This window comes from Streptomyces sp. NBC_01707 (assembly GCF_041438805.1).
Classification (GTDB): domain Bacteria; phylum Actinomycetota; class Actinomycetes; order Streptomycetales; family Streptomycetaceae; genus Streptomyces.
Genome location: NZ_CP109190.1, coordinates 1251962 through 1270659, shown reverse-complemented (window position 1 = coordinate 1270659; position 18698 = coordinate 1251962). Strand labels below are relative to the sequence as shown.

Genomic DNA, 18698 nt, shown 5'->3' with positions numbered 1-18698 from the left:
CCCGGATGGGGAAGATCGGCGACAGTCTGGAGAGGGCCGAGTCGGCCTTGTTCACCCGCCCGCTCCCGAAGACGGCCCCGGCCCAGATGCGCTTCCTGGTCAAGAGTGAGAGAGGCTCGACCCGGGCGGCAGCCGACCGCCTGGGCGTCTCCCAGCGCACGGTCGAGCGTTATCTGACAGGTCAGTTCAAGCACCCGCGCAGAGACCTCGCCGCCCGGCTCACCGCCGAAGTCCGTCGAGCCTGGCAGCCCCGTGTGCGTGAACGGGCCCAGAAGCAGGCGGCCGCCACGGGCGGCATCGTCGTCGAGACCCGCGCCCGGTTCGGCTTCACTGCTGCCCCGGGCAGCACGGACGACGGCCGTATCCGCCGCATCACCCAGCATCTCCCCGCTGCGTACGCGGCACGGCTGTTCGACGCCCGGCAGACCGGAGCATCCGAACAGCAGCTGCGCACCATCGTTGCCGAGGGTCTCCAGGAGATCTACTTCAAGGACGGGGGACGCCGGGCCGGCGAGCTGCTCGTCGAGTTCACCGACATCGACTACGTCGAGCTCGACTACTGACGCCGCGCCCGCATCCCTCATCGATCTCATGGCTGTGACTGAGCGGCTCACTCGGCCACCGAGTGTCTCAGTCGGTCGCTCCGGTGCTCAGCGTCGATGTGAAGGAGCACTTCGGTCGACGAGTTGAGCGTTGTGGTCGGAGTGCGAGCTGAACTCGCCCCCCACGCGCGCGCTCTCGCCGCCCGGTGTTCACCTGAACAGGTCGCAGTGCCATGCCGGCGATCCTATGCACGGGGCAACGACATCCACAGGCACTGTCGTCGGACAGAGATCAACTCGAGGTGTCGTCGTGGGCACCGGGTCATGCGGAGGTGCGAGGGGCGGGCCCCGACGTGGCCGACGGTCGCCCATGAGCCGGTCAGGGGCGGTCCACGCAGAAGTGGTAGCAGCCGTATTCGACGGCTCGCACGTGGACCTGGGCGGCATCCGGGTCCGCGAAGGCTTCGGTGAAGGCGCGGTCGAACGATGCGTCGGCATGCTCGGACAGCTCCACCATGCGACCGCCGATGATGTGCCCTCGGTTGTCGTATCGGCGGAACGCACGGAGAGCGCCAGGGCGGGCCCAGGGGTAGCCGGTGCCGTCCGCGGCCGGCCCGCCGCAGTCCTGGGCGTGTATGAAGACCGGACCCTGCTCGTCGTACGCCCCGGGTTCGGCACCCGTCCGGGCCGCCCAGCGCCGCAGCGGGGCGTACGAGACGAGGGCGATCCGGTCACCTACGACGCTGAGCCGCAGGCAGCAACGGAGCGGAGCGCCGCCTTCCTCGTCCACGTACGGGTACATCGGACGCCCGGCGTCGTCGCGGTCGCGGAGCTTCTTGAGGGCGATGGGGGTGATGGGCCGCGGTTGATAGGTGCTGGTCATGCCGTTCATCGTGGCGTGGTCGGGCATGGGGTGCTGGCGGAAATCCGACGGAGAGTTCTGGGCCGGCCGGCGTGCCGGGCAGTGGCCTGGTAGGAGTCGGTGGTGCCGCTGAATGTCTGCCGGCCGGGGTCGCCGGGGCTTCGACACATCGGCTGTCGCCGACACCAGGTGGAACAACGTGTCCAGCACCGACGACTCCAGCGTTCACGGGTGCGGCCGGCCGGACGCCCGGTTTTGAGCGAGGCAGGCACGGGTCTTTCTGGTCCAGGGCTGGATGACGGCAGGTGGGGGCATCGGCGTTCAGTTGCGCGTGTGCTGATGCAGCCGGGCGGCCTTCGCGGTCAGGAAACGCTGTTCAGGAGTGCTGGTGGTACGGGCCGCCGCGGCACGGTAGTGGACGATTGCGGACGGGATGTCGCCTGCCATCTCGAGCAGGTGTGCCCGCACGGCGTGCACACGGTGGTGGCCGTGGAGAGGTCCGTTGTCGGTGTCGAGTTCGTCGAGAAGTGTGAGTGCGGCACCCGGGCCGTCGACCATCGCGACCGCGACTGCCCTGTTGAGGGTGACCACCGGGCTGCCCGCCACGTGTTCGAGCAGTCCGTACAGGCCGAGGATCTGTGGCCAGTCGGTGTCCTTGGCGTGTGCCGCGTCGTCGTGGACGGCTGCGATGGCGGCCTGCAGCCTGTATTCGCCGGGTGGTCCGCCGCCGATCGTGGTGGCGAGCAGTGCGGCGCCTTCGCCGATGAGGCGGCGGTCCCAGCGGGTGCGGTCCTGCTCGGTCAGAGGGACCAGGTCGCCGTCCGTGCCGGTACGGGCAGGGCGGCGGGCCTCGGTCAGCAGCATCAGGGCCAACAGCCCGGTTGCCTCGGCCTCGCCCGGAAGGATCCGGTGCACCTGTCTGGCCAACCTGATGGCCTCGCCGGACAGGTCGGCGCGATGCAGTGCGGGGCCACATGTGGTGGCGTAACCCTCGTTGAACATCAGGTACAGCACGTGCAGGACGGAACGCAGCCGGGCCGCCCAGCCTTTCGCCCCCGGCTCGGGCACCTCGAACCCATGGCCCGATGCCTTGACACGCTGCTTGGCCCGGCTGATGCGCTGCGCCATGGTCGCCTCCGGCACCAGGTAGGCACCCGCGATCTCGGAGGTGGCCAGGCCACCGACCGCCCGCAGCGTCAGTGCGATCGCCGAGGCGGGTGTGAGTGCGGGATGACAGCACATGAACAAGAGCATGAGCGTGTCGTCGCCGGCGGGGACGCTGCCTGCGGCAGGTTCCTGGGCCATGCGCTCCTCACGCCGTTGCCGTGCCTGCTCGCTGCGTAGTTGGTCGACGTATCGCCGCGTCGCGGTCTGCAGCAGCCAGCCGCGCGGATTGCCGGGTACGCCGTCCTCCGGCCAGTGCCGGGCTGCGGCGATGAGGGCTTCCTGCACGGCGTCCTCGCATGCGTCGAAGTCGCCCATCCGCCGCACGAGCACACCGAGGACCTGCGGCGTCAGCGAGCGCAACAGGTCCTCGACGGAGTGAGGATCGTTCACAGCTCGCCCTGGCTGTCGCTCATCACCTGCCGCACCTCGACCGGCTGTTGTGTCGGCACCCCGCCCGGGCCCGGTACGGCGGAGATTCGCGCCGCGATCTCAAGGACACGGGCCTCGGACTCCACGTCGAAGACGTTGAAGCCGGCCAGCACTTCCTTCGACTCCGGGAACGGCCCGTCGGTCACCACCGCAGCCGCACTGCCGTCCGACCGCACGATCTTGGTCAGCCGGGGGTCCGCGAGCGCCATGAACTGGACCATTTCCCCACTCTCGGTCAGCTCCTTGGTCAGCACCTCGTAGTAGTTGAAGTGCGCCGCGATGTCGCCGGGCTCCCACTGGTCCATGGGCTCCTCGAAGACGCCCCCGTCGTGGTTGACCATGAGTATGAACTTCGGCATGTCGACTCCCGTCTTCGCTGCGCCCAGTCTGGCGCACTCACCCCATGGACGGAGTGGCAAAGCAGATCTCTACATCGACGGCGGAAGTCTTTTTGCGGGAGAGGTTCGGCCCTTCCGAGGGCGGTGTGCCGATCAGCTGGTGCGGCGTATCCGTACCGGTGGGGGAGTTGCCTCCCGCGTGCGCGGGCGGGCGCGATCACGCCGCGCCCCGAACCGCCGTCACCGTATCGAAGCCCCGAGTTCTGACAGGAGCCCCTGTCATCTCGGCCGGTCCGGAAGGGAACGTCGGACCGTGACCGCGGTTGCCCGTCAACCGCCGGTAGATTGCTCCCGTGGCGGAGAACTGGAGCTCGACAGACAGCGGGACCATTCGGTTTCCCTCCGGCACACTGGTGCGCGGTCGGGGCCTACGTCATCCACTGCCACCGGGGCCGACTCCGTCATTCGCCGTGTATCTGCTCGGCAAGCAGCCACCGGCCACCGCCTGGGACGCCCGGTGGTTGCGCTGGCCCGACTTCTGGCTCCCGGACCGTCAGGAGGCGCGGAGCCTCCTCGAGGAGGCTCTGACGCGCGCGGCGAACGAGCGCGTCGAGATTGCCTGTGGCGGTGGATACGGGCGGACGGGGACAGCACTGGCATGTATGGCTGTCCTCGACGGAGTCCCGGCCGACGAGGCGGTGGCGTTCGTCCGCCGGCACTACCGTCGCCGCGCGGTGGAAACTCCCTGGCAGCGACGATTCGTACGGCGCTTCCGGGATGCACAGGCGACGTAGGGGCACGGATGCGGACCGCCGCCCTCGCTGCCGGACCTGTGCTGTGACGAGTGATCAGCCCGGGATCTCTGTGCGTTCCCACCACTCGTAGACAGGCAGTTCGCCCTCGGTGGTCTCCTGGTGGCGTGCTGTGGCCTTGAAGTGTTCGTATCCGCCGCGGAACGGAATCTTGACGTCGGTCCCGGGTGCGCTGAGGGAGACGATCCGCTCGGGGAGATCGTCGGGTCCGCCCTCGAGGACTGCCTTGGCTGCGTTGGTCATGACGAGAGTTTCCCCGGAGGGTGGCTCGGCTTCTTCGTGACGCGCCGGGGAGGGGCGCTGTGGGATTCTCTCCCACGGCCGTTCACCACCAGGCATGCTGTGACGGCCGGCTGGTGGTGTGTCGACCGCATGTCTGTCGAGCCCGCCCGGGTTCGGCCACGTCAGAGCCGTGGGCCGGCAGAAGGTGTCCGGGCACCGCACCGTACCGGGCCTGTCGTACGGGGCGGGAGGGCGTGTCACTTCGATCGGGCAACGTCGGAGCACCTGGCTCGACAGGCGAGCAGGCACTTGCCTGTCAGCGGTTCCGGCGCCACCGAGGTCGACCTGGCGATCGAAGAAGGTGCGTCGTGAACGATCGGACGCACGGACCTCCTTCGACGTCAGCCGGCAGTGCTGGTCGCCTGTCCTGCGGACCGAACCGCGGGCCCGGCGCTTGGCAGGGCTCGACCCGGGCCGGCGTGCGGACCTCGGTGCCGGAGGAGCAGGACCACGGCACTGACCAGAGTGATCAGCTGCGTGACCACCAGGAGGGACAGGCCTGCGGCGAAGCCGTGTCCGCTGTCCGTGGCGATTGCCGTTCCCATGAGCGTCGGCATGAATGCCGACACCAGGTTGCCGACGCCGTTGACCACACCGTAGGCACTGCCGACGCTGCCCGCCGGGGCGTGGCGCTGCACGAGGGTCGGGATGGCGGGACCCTGCAGTCCCCAGAATCCACCGGCCAGGATCAGCGCCGTCGCCGAGACGGTGGGCGAGGCTGCGGCCACGGCGAGCGTCGCGCACGCACCCGCCCCGACGCTCCCGACCACCAGCACCAGCGGAAGGCGCCGCTGCGGGACCCGGTCGATGAACAGGCCACCGAGCAGCCCCGAGCCGAGGCTGACGGTGAACGGCAACGCGGCGAGCCAGCCGGTCTGCGTCGCGGAGAAATGGCGTTCCTGCAGCAGATACGAGGGGAGCCAGGAAGCGGTGCCCCACAGGAAGGCCAGAGTGGCGATCTCGATCAGCAGGATCCAACCGAGTCGCGGCGTTCGGAGGGCACGGACCAGGGTGGACAGCATGATGCCCGAACCACGCGGGCGGCGATCGGAGGGAACCGGTCCGTCTTCCGGCTGCCGGTCCGTGTCCCGGTCCTGCGCACGCTCGCGACCCGATCCGCGATCGTCTGCGGTCGTGGGGCGGATGAACAACAGCACCAGGGGGATACCGAGGAGCGCGTTGAGCGCACCGAGGGCATGGAAGGACGTGGTCCAGTCGGAGTGCACGATCAGCAGGGTGATCAGCGGCATCCCCACGGCGGTGCCGAGGGAGACGCCCATCGAGCTGACCGCGTTCGGGCGGCCCAATTCGCCGTCGGCGAACCGGTCCTTGACGTACATCGTCTTGAGGGAGAAGAGCGGGCCTTCCGCGGCCCCGAGCAGGCACCGCACAGTCAGCAGCAGAAACAGGCTGCCGATCCATGGCGAGACGAACGTGAGCACCGCCCAGGTGGCCACGCTCACCACGAGCCCCCGCCGCACCCCGAGCAGCGTCTCGTACACCGGCGTGAGCACGAAGGCGGCAAGGCCGTAGCCGAGCAGGAAGATCGTCATCAGAGCCCCCTGCGCCACCCGGTCGCCCGCCAGTCCGAACCTGTCCAGGAAGGCGTTGTCGGTGATGAGCACCGAGATGTTGACCCGGTCGACATAGGAGATGGCCACGACGATGGTGAAGGTGAGGACCCCATACCAGCGCCCCGCCTTGGATCTCAGGACCGAAGGCCCTTCGTCAAGACGTCCCAGCCGCCCGAATGCCGCGCGTCGCATCGGCACCGTCCCTTCACCTCGGCGCGCATGACGCCACTCATTTACCTTAGGGCTTAAATAAATATGTCGCGGCTTTTTTAGCAGTGCGAGCTCGGTGTGGCAAGCGGCGGCTGATGGCCTGTGACGTCGGTCGAGTCACCCTCGTTGCGGTGCGCCATTACTGATGGTGCGTCAACTCTTTTTGATATCAGGAAAGTTGAGAAGATCCGAAAGTGATCTTCAGCTGCGCTCGGCGCGCATGGAAGGCGGGATCGCCGCGTCGGGTGATGGCCGGTGCGGCCGACATCGCTCTTCGGCCCAACCAGGGCGTCACCCCCGCTGAGCCCCGTCGGTGACGGCGAACGGCTCGGCGGTTCTCCGGCCCTACCGCTGCGCCTCGGTGGGCACACCGGACGGGGCGGGCGGGCCGGTGCCGCTGTCGGAGCGGGTGCCGGACACGCCCTTTACCGGCTCCGCCGACGGGGCTGCGGCAAAGGGGGTGCGGGCTCGATGGCCGGGCGGCGAGGCGGCTGCCGCTCGTAGGACACGGGCGAGCAGGTGCGCGCGCCCGGCGACGACGGGGCCGAGGACGGCAAGGACGAGGACATAGCCGGCGATGAATGGCGCGAGGCGGCCGTCGAGGCCGGCACTGGTGGCCATGGCGGCCAGGATCAGCGCGAACTCGCCGCGTGCCAGGAGGGTGGTGGCGATTCGCGCGGCGGGCTGAGGGCCGTGGTGGTAGAGGCGCGCGACGAGCAGTCCCGCGGCCACGTTGACGACGATGGTCAGGGCTGCTGCGGCGGCGACCGGCGTGGCGACGGAAGCGATGTCTCCTGGGTCGATGGCCAGTCCGAAGGCGAAGAAGAAGATGGCTGCGAAGGCGTCGCGCAGCGGGTGCACCAGTTCGCGGATCCGTGGTCCGGAGGGGGTTCCCGCGAGAATCAGGCCGACCATGAAGGCGCCGATGGCGTCGGCCACCCCGACGACTTCGGAGACGCCTGCGATGAGGACTGCGGCTCCGAGGAAGCTGATGACCAGCAGTTCGTTGTCGCGGACGGTGATCAGGCGCCCGATCAGACGGGTACCGTAGCGGGCTGCGGCGGCCAGCACGAGGAGGAAGCCGAAGGCCTTCGCCGCCTGCAGAACCGCTTCCGTGATGCCCTCGGCCCCGCTGATGATGGGCTGGAGAGCGGCGAGATACAGGGCCAGAAAGATGTCCTCCACGACGATGACGCCCAGGATCAGACGGGTTTCCGGGCGTGTGATACGACCGAGGTCGATGAGGATCTTGGTGACGATCGCGGAGGACGAGATTCCCAGGACGCCGGCGAGTACGAGGGCCTCCCGCGCCCCCCAGCCCAGTGCGAACCCGAAGCCCAGACCGGCGCCGACGTTCAGCAGCAGATAGATTCCTCCGGCGGTCAGCAGGCGTCTGCCGCCGCTTCTGATCTCGTCGAGGTGGAATTCCAGGCCCAGGTAGAACAGCAGCAGTACCAGGCCGAGCGCGGAGAGCATGTCGAAGTCGCGTGCGTCCTCGACCAGGACCAGGCCCGGGGTGTGGGGGCCGAGGAGAATGCCGGCGAGCATGAACAGCGGGATGGTCGGCAGGCCGATCCGGCTGCCGAGCCGGGCCAGGACGGCGGCGGCCAGGAAGGCGCCGCCCATGGCGAGCAGGGTGTCAGCATGTCCCACGGGTCACCACCTTCGGGAGCACGGAGGGGCTGGCGTGTCGAGGGTGACAGGACCGGATACCTCCTCCCTTGCTCACGGTTCTTGAGGACCGGTGATCGTCTGGCGGTCGCCTGTCACCGACGGGTGTGGCGGTGGGCGTCAGGGCAGGCGGAGGCGGGGCTCGGTGCGATCTCGCGCAGGCGTGAACAGATTCGCCGCCATTCCCGCCGTGACCAGGCCGGCCGCAAGGAGCAGGCCGTGCGGCAGCACCATGCCGGTGATCAACATCGCCAGAGACAGGGCCAGCAACGCCCAGGCCGGTCTGCGCCGGACTGTCCGCGCCCGCCGCGCGCGCCCCGTATCCGTACCGCGCACGACATGCAGGTCCCCACCGTCCATCTGCTTCTCAGGACGGCGCTGCAGATTGTCGCCAGGACGTGCCATGGCTCCTCCTCCTGGATCCGGCAGGTCAGGGGGTCTCTGCCACGGTCACACGTATCCCTCCGCCGTCACCATCGGGGCCGGCACCCATTTCTCCAGGTGGCCGACCCCCACTGCGCCGGCCGGCACATGGGTGTTGCCACCGATGGACATAGGCGCAGATCGCACCCAGGCTGACCATGATGGGCGTAGATCCCCGGCCGGGGCACTGCGCCGGTGGGGAGGTCGGACCGGTATCGGTGGTGCGGAAGGCGACTGGACGGAGGCGGTCTCGGTGCCCTTGTTCTGGCGGATCTTCCTGCTCAATGCCGTGGTACTGATCGGTGCCACCGCTCTGCTGCTGGGGCCGGTCACCGTCTCGACCCCCGTCCTGCTCACCGAAGCCGCCGTCCTCACCGGGGGACTGGCCGCGATGCTCCTCGCCAATGGTCTGCTGCTGCGCATCGGCCTCGCCCCGCTGCAACGCCTCACCCGCGCCATGACCACCACCGATCTGCTTCGACCGGGAACGCGTCCGGCCGTCGGAGGTCACGGCGAGGTCGCAGAACTGATCACGACGTTCAACACCATGCTCGACCGCCTGGAGACCGAGCGTGCCGCCAGCGCGGGCCGTGCCCTGTCCGCACAGGAAGCCGAACGTCACCGCATCGCCCAGGAACTTCACGACGAGATCGGTCAGACGCTCACCGCTGTTCTGCTCGAGCTCAAACGCGTCGCCGATCACGTCCCACCCGCGGTACGGGAAGAACTCCATCAGGTACAAGAGACCACCCGCGCCAGCCTCGACGAAATCCGCCGTATCGCCCGCCGCCTGCGCCCCGGCGTCCTGGAAGAGCTCGGTCTGACCAGCGCCCTGAAAGCCCTGGCCAACGAGTTCACCGGATCCGTTCTGACCGTACGCCACCAGATCGACGCCGACCTGCCACCGCTGAGCCGGGACACCGAGCTCGTGCTCTACCGAGTCGCCCAGGAGAGCCTGACCAACGCCGCCCGCCATGCCGGCGCCCGCCGTGTCGAGCTCACCGTCAGGCGCACCCCCGCGGGTGTGGAGCTGCGCGTCCGCGACGACGGCCGTGGCATCAACGGCGCCCCCGAAGGGGCCGGCATCAGCGGCATGCGCGAACGCGCCCTGCTCATCGGCGCCGACCTCTCCCTCGATGCCGCCCGCGACGGGGGCACCGAAGTACGCCTGACCGTGCCCACCTCCCGACGGAGCCACTGACCATGCCCGAGGCGACCGAAACCCGCATCCTTCTCGCCGACGATCACGCGCTGGTCCGCCGTGGAGTCCGCCTCATCCTCGACAATGAACCCGACCTCACCGTCGTGGCCGAAGCCGGCGACGGCGCCGAAGCCGTCGAAGCGGCCCGCATCCACCAGCCCGACCTGGCCATCCTCGATATCGCCATGCCCCGCCTGACGGGCCTGCAAGCCGCACGCGAACTCGCCCGCACCCAGCCCGGCCTGCGCCTCCTCATACTGACCATGTACGACAACGAGCAGTACTTCTTCGAAGCCCTGGCCGCCGGTGCCTCCGGCTACGTCCTGAAATCCGTGGCCGACCGCGACCTCGTCGAAGCCTGCCGCGCCACCATGCGCGGCGAACCGTTCCTCTACCCCGGCGCCGTCAACGCCCTCATCCGCAACTACCTCGACCGTGCCCGTGAAGGCGGTGCCATCCCCGCCAAGGCCATCACCGACCGGGAAGAAGAAATCCTCAAGCTCGTCGCCGAGGGTCACACCTCCCAGGAGATCGCCGACATCCTCGTCATCAGCGTCAAGACCGTCGAACGTCACCGCGCCAACCTGCTGGAGAAACTAGGTATGAAGGACCGGCTGGAGCTCACCCGGTACGCAATCCGAGTTGGACTGATCGAACCGTGACCCGGGGGCCTTCCCTACCGTAGGCCGCCGACCAGCTGCTGGGCGCGCACCGGTCGCTAGCGTGTGCCCATGACTCCCACTGCTGATCGACAGTTTCCTGCCGCGCTCGCCCTGGCGATGGCGGTTCCGTTCGACTACGCGGGCGGCGACGGAGTCGACTTCGAGCCCTTCGCGGCTTTCCTGCCGACCGAGGAGACAACGGACTGGTTCCGGGCCTGGACCGGTGATGGAGAGCTGAACGGGGACGACTTCCGGGTGTTCGGGCGGGACGGCTCCGGCGGGTTCGCGGCGTTCTGGCTCGTCCGCCCGAACCGGGCCCTGGTCGACCAGCCCGTCGTCTTCCTCGGATCCGAGGGGGAGACCGGCGTCGTCGCGCGCGACCTTGGCGACTTCCTCTGGTTGCTGGCCGACGGCCTCGGCCCTTGGGAAGCAGCCACCCCGTACGCGCGCGACCGGGTGCCACGCCCCAGCCAGGAGCTGGCGGCCATCGCGGAGCGGTTCGCGCCTGGTCGGTGCCGGTCAGCGGCCGCAGTGATCGAGCTGGCGGCCGAGGAGTTCCCCGACTTCGACGACATCATCATGGAGCTCTGCCGCTGAGCCGGCAGTCCCTCCCTGGACGGTCACGATTGCCGTGCGGCGAACTGCACGGTGGACACCTGCTCTGCACCGACGGCAGAGTCGATCGGGACGTCGGCCGGTGTCGATCAGCAGCTCGACGGCCGCTGGATTTCGGCGGCGCTCCTCCCGATACGCGGGCCGAGGCCGGCGACAGAAGCGGGATGACCTCCGGGGCCCGCCGGGCCGGGGCAGGCCCACAGCCTGCATCCGGGCCGAGGCCGCCTCGTTGCGAACGTGTGGTGTGAACAGTCGGAGGCGCAGAGGTGAGCTCGGCAGCCGCTCCATCCGAGGTGAGCGAGCGGTCGTCGATGACGGTCATTCAGGGGAGCGGGTGCGTTCGCGCCCTTCGGGGGTCCAACCACATGCTGCCGACAGGGTGAGCGGGCGGCATGAGTCGCCCGGAGAGCCTAACGATGCGCTAGAGATACTTACTATGACATTTTTTGAGGCTATGTCAGGTATGGGCTCCACGGGCGATGAGTGCCGCCTGTACACCCGGTCGGCCCTCTGATGTCACACCATAGGTATGCCCGATATGACAGTTATAGGAGCCGTCAGTACGTTCGTCGCAGGTCGGCTGTCCGGTCGGCATCTCTGAGACAGGGAGAAGTGACATGACCACGCGTACCGTCGCCGTGACCGCCGCTGCAGTGGGCGCCGCGGTGCTTGCCATCACCGGCATCACCTACGCCTCGAACGACGAATCCCCCCACACCGCCTCGTCCGCCCATGAGGCCAGTCCGCCTGCGCAGAAGGCGGCGCCACCCGCGAAGAAAGCTGCGCCCTCCGTCAAGCCGGCGCCCCCGGCTGCGGCTCCCCCGGGTGAAAACAGCAGCAAGAGCAACGGGGGTGAGGGTCGTGGCGGTGACGGCGGTGGTTATGGCGGTGGCGGTGGTTATGGCGGTGGCGGTGACGGTGACGGTTACGGGGGTGGCGGTGATGGCGGCTACGGGGGTGGCGGTGACGGCGGTTACGGGGGTGGCGGTGACGGTGGTGGTTATGGCGGTGGCGGTGACGGCGGCTACGGCGGAAGGGATGAGGGAAGGATCCAGTTCAACGACCGGACGTACTCCGCAGCTGCGGAAGGGTGCATCACCGCGGCCAGCGGACTGGGCTCCTCGAGCTTCAGCATCAGCAACGACAGTCGGAAGGTCGTCGAGGTCTATCGTGGGTCCACCTGCGACAACGGTTCTCCTGTCGCAACCGTCGGCCCCTACGGCAGCACTCATGGCGTCGTGACGCCCACTGTTCAGGGGGGTCTGTTCCTCAACGACGGCGTCGTGGGCAGCTTCCGGGTGATCGGCGACCACGGCGGTTGGTGACCGCGCCACCGCTTCACATGAAACCCCGGCCCGTCGGAATCGGGCCGGGGTTTCCGGCGTGCGGACGCCCTCCGTTGGAATCGGAGAAAATAGTAGCCATGGACATAGTAGCCATGTACTTTATTTGACATGAGCAAGGGTTCACCGGGCCCCACGCCCGGCTTCTTGGTGTGGCGGCTCGCCAACAAATGGCGCGTCGCGGTCGATCGCGCGGTGGCTCCGCTGGGCCTCACCCACGCGCAGTACTCACTGGTCGCGTCGCTGTACGGCATGCAGCGCGCGGGCGAGCGCCCCAGTCAGCGCCGACTCGCCGACCACACCGGCCTGGAGGCGCTGTACGTCTCGAAGCTGGCGCGCGCCCTGGAGTCGGCCGGCCTGATCGAGCGCACCCGCGATCCCCGCGACCCGCGCGCCGTACAGCTCGCCCTCACCGAGCAGGGCCAGGCGGTCACACGGCAGGCCATCGCGGTGGTCCAGGAACTGCTTCAGCAGTTGTTGGAGCCGCTCGGCGGCCTCGACGCCCCGCGGACGCGCGCGTTCACCGACGAGTTGACAACCCTGCTCGGCGCACCTCTCGCTCCATCCGTACCGAACGACGAGAGCACTCAGGGGACAACACCATGACCACTACCGCATCCACCACCGCACCCATAGCCGACGCCCGCGCCCTCGGCCTGGCCCACTACGCCGCCCGCGGCGTCCTGGAGCACGTCCTTGCCCGGCACGGCGCCACGTTCCAGCAGCAGATCGCCCTGCGCGCCGCCGTCACCGCCGATGCGCCGCGGACGCCGAACGATCTCGTCACCGAGGTCCGGGGCTCCCTCAAGGCTGATCCGAGCGACATCCGCGCCACTCTCGACGAGCTACTGGCCAAGCAGCTGCTCGTCGCGGACGGTGCGCACCTTCGCCCAACGGATGCGGGGCGCGAGCTGATCGCAGCCGTCGGCGCGGAGGCCGCACCCATCACCGCCCGCATCTGGGGCGGGATACCCGACGAGGACCTGACCGCCGCGGGCCGGGTCCTCGCCCTGGTCGCCGCGCGTGCCAACGCGGAGCTTGCGGCACTGGCCGCCTGACCGTCCGACCACGCGACCGAGCCGATCGGTGAAGTAGCCGGCCGTCGGTCGCGGCAGGCGGCGCCCTGTCCGCGGCCGCGCCGGCCGGTCGGCGAGGGCGAACTGCTCGCACGGAGGGCGACGTGCCGAAGCGTGATGGACGAGGTCACGCGAGGGTCTTCTCCACTGTGAGGTACGAGCGCATCTCCGGTGCTGACTACGGCTTCTCCGGCAGATGCCGGACGTGCTGCGCGGGATCTGACCCCTGCAGCCCGGATGTGGCGGCCCGTCCGGTCGACGTGCGAAGCGCTCCCGGACGGGCTCCATCTCCACGCTGCCCTGGCGGCCCGTAGGAGCGGCGCTGACAGGGCCGGTACTTGAGCTGAACGGGTAAGCCGCGGACGGCTGACGGGCGCTCGACCCTGCGCATCGATGCCCGCCCGATCGGTTCGCTCCAGCAGCGGCGTCATGAGACGTTCATGCGCCCTCGTCGCAGTCCTCTGAACTTGCGCCGGTTCCACGTGCTGAGGTCGAGCCCGGCCGCCGCGGCGTCGCAGGCACTGGACTTGGGCTGAGCAGTCCGAAGTCCCTCTCGGTATCGATCACGGATTTCCCCGCCTCGCTCCGGACGCCCGAGCCATCGACAGCTCGACGGGCCGGCTCCCGGCAGGAGACCCGTGATCGCGGCACACGACTACGTACACGCCACCGCAACTGGGACAGCGTTCAAGCCCACCCGTGCTGGGTGTACCCGTCCCGCAGCGGACCGCCGAGCAGGTTGAGCACCTGCGCGGCCGCCGCTGCCAACGGCGCTGGGTTGCTGTGTTCGGCCACGGTCCGATGGCCATCCAGCAGAGCTCTGCCCAGGGCCGGATCTGCGCCGAGCAGTCTGCGGGGCAGCCACTTGCCGATGCCGGTCCAGGCATGGTGGTACGCGGTGAGAAGGTGCGCCGCCTCACGGAGAGTGAAATCGGCAAGGGACAGCTGCTCGTACCGGTCGGCCGGCCGGATGTCGATCAGATCGTCCATGAAGCAGGTGAGGACATAGCGGCCTCGCTCCCACTCGGTGGGGGTGAGCGCCGGAGGGCCGGCCGCGAGAACCGCTCGGGCCTGTCCCTGTGTACGGGACACATGGCCGTGAGGATCCATCAGGGACACGCCCTGGTCATAGATGAAGAAGACTGTCCCCCGGCGGTTGGTCCTGTCCCGCTCGAAGGCCGCAGGCACGTCCGCGAGGGTGTGCAGGAACAGCTCGGCCAAGCGGCCGTCGTGGCGTATCACTTCACGGCGGCTGATGTCCGAGTCCGGAAGGAGGACCGCCACATCCAGATCGCTGGTCGGAGTTGCGCGGCCTCGGGCGGCTGAGCCGCCGAGTACGGCCCCCAGCGCGTGCGGGTATCGGTTCGTGATCAGGCGGAGAGCTCGGGCGACCGGGGTGGCTTGATCATTCATGGGTCGTCATCGTGCCAGCCGGAGGGGCCCTTCCACCATGGCGATGGCGTGTCCCGATCGGCTCGACGTCTCCTCGATCACATGCGCCAAGTCCTGGCAGCCGCCCGTGCCTGCCGACTGCGCATCATGTTTGTTCCGCACCGGCGGACTTCCCCGGGTGACTACGACACGTGGGCGCATCTGTCCCCTCGCAGGAGACGACGAGTAAGGGTCAGGTCTCCGCCGCGGATACGTGGGGCGGAGAGTTCCACCCTGACTTCCAGCCGAGTGAGACCCCCTGCGGCCACCGGCTCCTGAGAGCGAAACCGGGCTTCACCGCCACCACGGATGCCTGGCGGCCAAAAGGACCTGAGCGCATGGCGTTGCCTCACGTGTCCTGACTCACCATCGAAAGTCCGCGTATTAGCGTGGGCTCGGTGGGGATGGTCCGCTCGACCAGGGAGATGCACCGATGGCCACGCTCATCGCCGTGAATGTCGGGATGCCCCGGGATGTTCCGTGGAAGGGCCGAGTGACGCATACGGGTGTGTGGAAGCAGCCGGTCACGGGGCCGCGGATGGTCAGGAAACTGAACATCGACGGAGACGGCCAGGGTGACCTCGCCGGTCACGGCGGTCCGAACCGGGCAGTGCTGGTGTACCAGGTGGACTCCTATCGGCACTGGCGGAAGCACCTGCACCGCGACGATTTCACTCATGGCCAGTTCGGTGAGAACTTCACCGTGGACGGCCTGCCTGACGACGAAGTCTGCATCGGCGACCGGTACCGCATCGGCGATGCGCTGTTCGAAGTGACGCAGCCCCGGGTGACGTGCTACCGCGTGGGCCTTCGCATGGACGAACCGCAGATGCCCGCCCTGCTGGTCGCCCATGGACGCCCAGGTTTCTACTTCAAGGTGCTGGCCGAGGGAACCGTCCAGGCCGGAGACGAGATCGTCAAAGTCTCCACGGGGCCGGAAGCCATGACCGTCGCGGAGATCGACGCCGTCCTCTACAAACCTGGGCGCTCGCGTTCCCAGGTGGAACGGGCGCTCCGCATTCCCGCGCTCAGCCCCGGCTGGAAGACGTCCATGCAGTCGCTTCTGGACGACTACGACTCGAAAGGCTGGTCGACAGGCGGTACGGGAGGCAATACGGGCCTGACGTCCGCCGCGACCAGCCCGCCGCCGGCCTGGCCGGGCTTCCGTCCCCTGGTGGTCACGGACATCGCTCGGGAGAGCACGAGCATCTTCTCGCTCTCCCTCGCGGCGACCGACGGCAGTCCGCTTCCCGTGCCGCTGCCCGGCCAGTTCGTCACAGTCCGGATGCGCCCCGATCCGCAGAGCGGGCCGGTCATTCGCAGCTATTCCCTGTCCGGTCGCCCCGGAGACGCGCAGTACCGGATCAGCGTCAAACAGGAACCCCATGGCCTGGCCAGCAGTTACTTGCATCGACACGTGGCGGTCGACGACGTCCTGGATGTGGCTGCCCCACGAGGCACATTCACCCTCGCCGAGGACGAGGCACCCATTGTGCTGGTCTCCGCCGGCGTCGGGGCCACGCCGGTGCTCGCCATGCTCCATGCACTGGCCGACAGCCTCGATCCCCGCCCGGTGTGGTGGGTCCACGGAGCACGGGACGGCACGGAGCATCCTTTCGCCCACGAAGCACGCACCCTGCTGTCCAGCCTTCCGTCCGGTCGACGGCATGTCTCGTACAGCCGCCCGCGCGACGACGACCGTCCCGGCGACGACTACACCTCCACCGGCCGGCTCACCGCTCAGCTGCTCGAGGACCTTGCGTTCCCCCCGGACGCGAACGCCTACGTCTGTGGTCCGGTGGCGTTCATGGACGACATGACGAAAGCACTCGTCGACTGCGGCCTGGACCCTGCACGGATCCACACGGAGACCTTCGGATCGGTCACCGCGATTACGCCCGGAGTGGTTCCGACCGATGCGCCGGCCCCGCATCTGCCCGCACATCCACCCGGGCCGAGCACCGGCCCCTCCGTCTCATTCGCCCGCAGCGGTCTGACCGTTTCATGGGACGCCGGCTACGGCACACTTCTGGAACTCGCCGAGGCATGCGACGTCCCCGTGCAGTGGTCGTGCCGCACCGGTGTCTGTCACACCTGTGAGACCGCAGTCGTCTCCGGCCGTGTCGACTACTCTCCCGACCCCATCGACCTTCCGGCCGAGGGCAACGCGCTCATCTGCTGTTCACAGCCACCCACGGATCTCATCCTCGATCTCTGACTCTCGCTGCTGCCACCGCGGATGCGTCGCCTCGCGGGCGATCTGCGTCCCGTGACGCCGATGCCTGCAAGGCGGCGTGCGCGAGCCGGCCAGGCACGCGATACCGGGCACTTCTGCTTGCAGGGCATCCAGCACCCGCGCCGGACGTCCTGAGGCACCGTGGCCCCTGGGAGATCGCCTCCGTGACTTCGGGCCGCCGTAAGCCGCCCGTCAGGTGGTGCACGGACACGGCCCGCCGTCAGGGGAGACGGCGTCGCAGCCGGCGGCCGAGGAGGACGGCTCCTGTGCCGACGACCAGGGACGCCCCGGCGATGCCGGCCTCGACGCGGGCGTCGTGCACGGACCCGGTGGTCGCCAAGGACGGTTGGGCGGAGGAGGAACCCGCAGCCGCCTTCAGGATCAGGTTGGTGACCGCCTCGGGGTGGGCGATCAAGGACACATGCGAGGAGTTGATCTCCACCGTGTGCGCACCGGCGCGTTTCGCCTGGAAGCGTTCCTGATCCGGGTTGATGGTCTTGTCCTGCCGGCCGACGAGTGCCCAGGACGGGATGGCCTTCCACGCCGCGACCTTGGCCTTCTCGGAGAAGGCAGTCGTGGCGACAGGTCGCTGGGTGACCCCCAGCAGATTGACCTCGCTCCCCGGCAGGTCGGCTGCGAAGACCTGGTGGATCTTGTCGTGCTTGAGGTACAGGTCGGTCCCGCTCCGGCCGTTCTCCCGGTACGGGACGGACCTGGTGGCGGTGCCCAGTCCGCTGGGGAACCGCGCGGCCAGGGACATGCCGCTCTCGCCCACATCGGGCATCAGGGCCGACACATACACCAACGACGTCACCTGGGGTTTGTCGGCCGCGGCGGAGCTGATCACGGCGCCCCCGTAGGAATGACCCACCAGCACGACCGGGCCCTTGATGCTGTCCAGTACCGAGGCGATATGGGTGGAGTCGTGGTACAGGCCGCGCAGTGGGTTGGCGGGCGCGATGACGGTGTATCCGCTGCGCTCGAGCCGCGCGATGACCCCGTCCCAGCTGGAGCCGTCCACGAACGCCCCGTGCACCAGGACCACGGTGGGTTTCGCACCCGAAGTGTCGCCATCCGCGGGGGCCGCCGAGGCCATGCACAGGGCAAGGGCACATCCGGCCACGGTGACGTGTGCACGCAGTATTCGATGCCGTGGGCCGAAGATCGCCAATGGGGTCATGCCGTTCTCGCTTCCCTTGAGGTGCCTGGAGCACCTCAGCGTTCACGTATCCGTGCTGTTGAGCCCGGCCGCGCCGTCCAACCGGGTGAGGAGGGCGGGGCAGCGGAGTGAAGAGGGTGAGTCGCAGTCAGCTCCCTTGACCACACGTGGAGGTGGGAGTCGGCCGGAACCGGGCGTAAGCCCGGGCTTCGGAGCGTCGGCAGCGAGCAGCGGCACGGATCGGGCGCGCCGGGCTACTGGTTGTCGAGCAGCGGTCGCCGTCGCGACCGGCCGCGAAAATCTGTGGATCAGGGTTCGCCGCGCGTGGCAAGCTGCATGTGTCGAAGGGGTGTAGCTCAGATGGCCAGAGCGCCGGTCTCCAAAACCGGATGCCGCAGGTTCGATTCCTGCCACCCCTGCCACTGATCAGGGATTCCACCTCGTACGGTCCTTAGCCGGAGCCAGGGGTCACCGCCGCGGTGACTCCCTGACCGAAGTGACGTTGCGGATCACGAACGGGTCCGTGTCCGGGACGGCGGCCTCGATTTCAGGCTCCTCCATGGGCTGATCCGCCAACAGGTGATGCGTACGCAGCTCCCCTTCCGCGTTCCGGACCGCTGGGGTACGTGCAGCCTTTCGCCAGGCCGGTCGACGGAGGTCGGCGT

At 68.7% G+C, this 18698-nt stretch carries 18 protein-coding genes and 1 tRNA gene; 10 read left to right on the top strand and 9 right to left on the bottom strand.

The features are described from left to right. Positions 1 to 5 precede the first annotated feature (5 nt). Positions 6 to 563: a DNA-binding protein gene (locus tag OG963_RS06005; RefSeq protein ID WP_093770656.1), complete on the top strand. Its 558-nt coding sequence runs from the start codon at positions 6 to 8 to the stop codon at positions 561 to 563. 358 nt (positions 564 to 921) lie between these two features. On the opposite strand, the gene OG963_RS06000 is transcribed toward OG963_RS06005, so the two are convergent. From OG963_RS06000 to OG963_RS05990, 3 genes are all read right to left on the bottom strand, one after another. Further along, on the bottom strand, positions 922 to 1434 hold the full coding sequence (locus tag OG963_RS06000) for a DUF1203 domain-containing protein (protein WP_371800269.1): 513 nt from the start codon (positions 1432 to 1434) through the stop codon (positions 922 to 924). Between the two features lie 291 nt (positions 1435 to 1725). Then, positions 1726 to 2961 (bottom strand): DUF6596 domain-containing protein, encoded by a 1236-nt coding sequence (locus OG963_RS05995; protein WP_362275674.1) that lies wholly within the window; start codon positions 2959 to 2961, stop codon positions 1726 to 1728. Further along, on the bottom strand, positions 2958 to 3359 hold the full coding sequence (locus OG963_RS05990) for a YciI family protein (protein ID WP_093770660.1): 402 nt from the start codon (positions 3357 to 3359) through the stop codon (positions 2958 to 2960). The genes OG963_RS05995 and OG963_RS05990 overlap by 4 nt, the downstream gene beginning before the upstream one ends. Positions 3360 to 3691: 332 nt before the next feature. On the opposite strand from OG963_RS05990, the gene OG963_RS05985 reads away from it, so the two are divergent. After that, complete coding sequence (locus tag OG963_RS05985; RefSeq protein WP_093770662.1) at positions 3692 to 4132, top strand: protein phosphatase; 441 nt, start codon at positions 3692 to 3694, stop codon at positions 4130 to 4132. 54 nt (positions 4133 to 4186) lie between these two features. Here the strand turns inward: OG963_RS05985 and OG963_RS05980 are convergent, their stop codons facing one another. From OG963_RS05980 to OG963_RS05965, 4 genes are all read right to left on the bottom strand, one after another. Beyond that, positions 4187 to 4393 carry a DUF5988 family protein gene (locus tag OG963_RS05980; RefSeq protein WP_030933460.1) on the bottom strand — a complete coding sequence of 69 codons (207 nt, stop codon included), beginning with the start codon at positions 4391 to 4393 and terminating at the stop codon, positions 4187 to 4189. A 380-nt stretch (positions 4394 to 4773) separates the two neighbouring features. Then, entirely contained in the window at positions 4774 to 6198 is a 1425-nt protein-coding gene (locus OG963_RS05975; protein ID WP_093929064.1) for an MFS transporter, read from the bottom strand. Between the two features lie 363 nt (positions 6199 to 6561). After that, positions 6562 to 7869, bottom strand: a complete 1308-nt coding sequence (locus tag OG963_RS05970) for a cation:proton antiporter (protein ID WP_093770666.1) — start codon at positions 7867 to 7869, stop codon at positions 6562 to 6564. A gap of 138 nt (positions 7870 to 8007) precedes the next feature. Beyond that, on the bottom strand, positions 8008 to 8292 hold the full coding sequence (locus OG963_RS05965; RefSeq protein ID WP_143019960.1) for a hypothetical protein: 285 nt from the start codon (positions 8290 to 8292) through the stop codon (positions 8008 to 8010). Positions 8293 to 8563: 271 nt separating this feature from the next. On the opposite strand from OG963_RS05965, the gene OG963_RS05960 reads away from it, so the two are divergent. From OG963_RS05960 to OG963_RS05935, 6 genes are all read left to right on the top strand, one after another. Continuing rightward, the gene (locus tag OG963_RS05960) at positions 8564 to 9511 is read left to right on the top strand and encodes a HAMP domain-containing sensor histidine kinase (protein WP_371798606.1); all 948 of its coding nucleotides are present in this window, start codon (positions 8564 to 8566) and stop codon (positions 9509 to 9511) included. Between the two features lie 2 nt (positions 9512 to 9513). Beyond that, the gene (locus OG963_RS05955; RefSeq protein WP_030933449.1) at positions 9514 to 10173 is read left to right on the top strand and encodes a response regulator transcription factor; all 660 of its coding nucleotides are present in this window, start codon (positions 9514 to 9516) and stop codon (positions 10171 to 10173) included. A gap of 69 nt (positions 10174 to 10242) precedes the next feature. Continuing rightward, entirely contained in the window at positions 10243 to 10770 is a 528-nt protein-coding gene (locus OG963_RS05950; RefSeq protein ID WP_371798605.1) for an SMI1/KNR4 family protein, read from the top strand. Positions 10771 to 11405: 635 nt separating this feature from the next. Further along, a complete protein-coding gene (locus OG963_RS05945) occupies positions 11406 to 12113 on the top strand; it encodes a hypothetical protein (protein ID WP_371798604.1) in 708 nt (235 codons plus the stop codon). 129 nt (positions 12114 to 12242) lie between these two features. Then, the gene (locus OG963_RS05940; protein ID WP_030933440.1) at positions 12243 to 12737 is read left to right on the top strand and encodes a MarR family winged helix-turn-helix transcriptional regulator; all 495 of its coding nucleotides are present in this window, start codon (positions 12243 to 12245) and stop codon (positions 12735 to 12737) included. After that, a complete protein-coding gene (locus tag OG963_RS05935; protein WP_371798603.1) occupies positions 12734 to 13189 on the top strand; it encodes a MarR family transcriptional regulator in 456 nt (151 codons plus the stop codon). The genes OG963_RS05940 and OG963_RS05935 overlap by 4 nt, the downstream gene beginning before the upstream one ends. A gap of 705 nt (positions 13190 to 13894) precedes the next feature. Here the strand turns inward: OG963_RS05935 and OG963_RS05930 are convergent. Then, positions 13895 to 14620, bottom strand: a complete 726-nt coding sequence (locus OG963_RS05930; RefSeq protein WP_371798602.1) for a nucleotidyltransferase domain-containing protein — start codon at positions 14618 to 14620, stop codon at positions 13895 to 13897. 451 nt (positions 14621 to 15071) lie between these two features. Between OG963_RS05930 and OG963_RS05925 the strand changes: the two genes are divergently transcribed. Further along, the gene (locus OG963_RS05925) at positions 15072 to 16856 is read left to right on the top strand and encodes an MOSC and FAD-binding oxidoreductase domain-containing protein (protein ID WP_093770678.1); all 1785 of its coding nucleotides are present in this window, start codon (positions 15072 to 15074) and stop codon (positions 16854 to 16856) included. Between the two features lie 238 nt (positions 16857 to 17094). On the opposite strand, the gene OG963_RS05920 is transcribed toward OG963_RS05925, so the two are convergent. Further along, a complete protein-coding gene (locus OG963_RS05920) occupies positions 17095 to 18054 on the bottom strand; it encodes an alpha/beta fold hydrolase (protein WP_093770680.1) in 960 nt (319 codons plus the stop codon). A gap of 324 nt (positions 18055 to 18378) precedes the next feature. On the opposite strand from OG963_RS05920, the gene OG963_RS05915 reads away from it, so the two are divergent. Continuing rightward, positions 18379 to 18455, top strand: a tRNA-Trp gene (locus tag OG963_RS05915). Positions 18456 to 18698: the final 243 nt, after the last annotated feature.

Bases quoted from the DNA above. Each gene is read 5' to 3' on its own strand.
- OG963_RS05920 (WP_093770680.1), bottom strand. From the start codon at position 18,054: ATGACCCCATTGGCGATCTTCGGCCCACGGCATCGAATACTGCGTGCA.
- OG963_RS05925 (WP_093770678.1), top strand. From the start codon at position 15,072: ATGGCCACGCTCATCGCCGTGAATGTCGGGATGCCCCGGGATGTTCCG.
- OG963_RS05990 (WP_093770660.1), bottom strand. From the start codon at position 3,359: ATGCCGAAGTTCATACTCATGGTCAACCACGACGGGGGCGTCTTCGAG.
- OG963_RS05975 (WP_093929064.1), bottom strand. From the start codon at position 6,198: ATGCGACGCGCGGCATTCGGGCGGCTGGGACGTCTTGACGAAGGGCCT.
- OG963_RS05980 (WP_030933460.1), bottom strand. From the start codon at position 4,393: ATGACCAACGCAGCCAAGGCAGTCCTCGAGGGCGGACCCGACGATCTC.
- OG963_RS05930 (WP_371798602.1), bottom strand. From the start codon at position 14,620: ATGAATGATCAAGCCACCCCGGTCGCCCGAGCTCTCCGCCTGATCACG.
- OG963_RS05935 (WP_371798603.1), top strand. From the start codon at position 12,734: ATGACCACTACCGCATCCACCACCGCACCCATAGCCGACGCCCGCGCC.
- OG963_RS05945 (WP_371798604.1), top strand. From the start codon at position 11,406: ATGACCACGCGTACCGTCGCCGTGACCGCCGCTGCAGTGGGCGCCGCG.
- OG963_RS05965 (WP_143019960.1), bottom strand. From the start codon at position 8,292: ATGGCACGTCCTGGCGACAATCTGCAGCGCCGTCCTGAGAAGCAGATG.
- OG963_RS05940 (WP_030933440.1), top strand. From the start codon at position 12,243: ATGAGCAAGGGTTCACCGGGCCCCACGCCCGGCTTCTTGGTGTGGCGG.
- OG963_RS06000 (WP_371800269.1), bottom strand. From the start codon at position 1,434: ATGAACGGCATGACCAGCACCTATCAACCGCGGCCCATCACCCCCATC.
- OG963_RS05955 (WP_030933449.1), top strand. From the start codon at position 9,514: ATGCCCGAGGCGACCGAAACCCGCATCCTTCTCGCCGACGATCACGCG.
- OG963_RS05950 (WP_371798605.1), top strand. From the start codon at position 10,243: ATGACTCCCACTGCTGATCGACAGTTTCCTGCCGCGCTCGCCCTGGCG.
- OG963_RS06005 (WP_093770656.1), top strand. From the start codon at position 6: ATGGGGAAGATCGGCGACAGTCTGGAGAGGGCCGAGTCGGCCTTGTTC.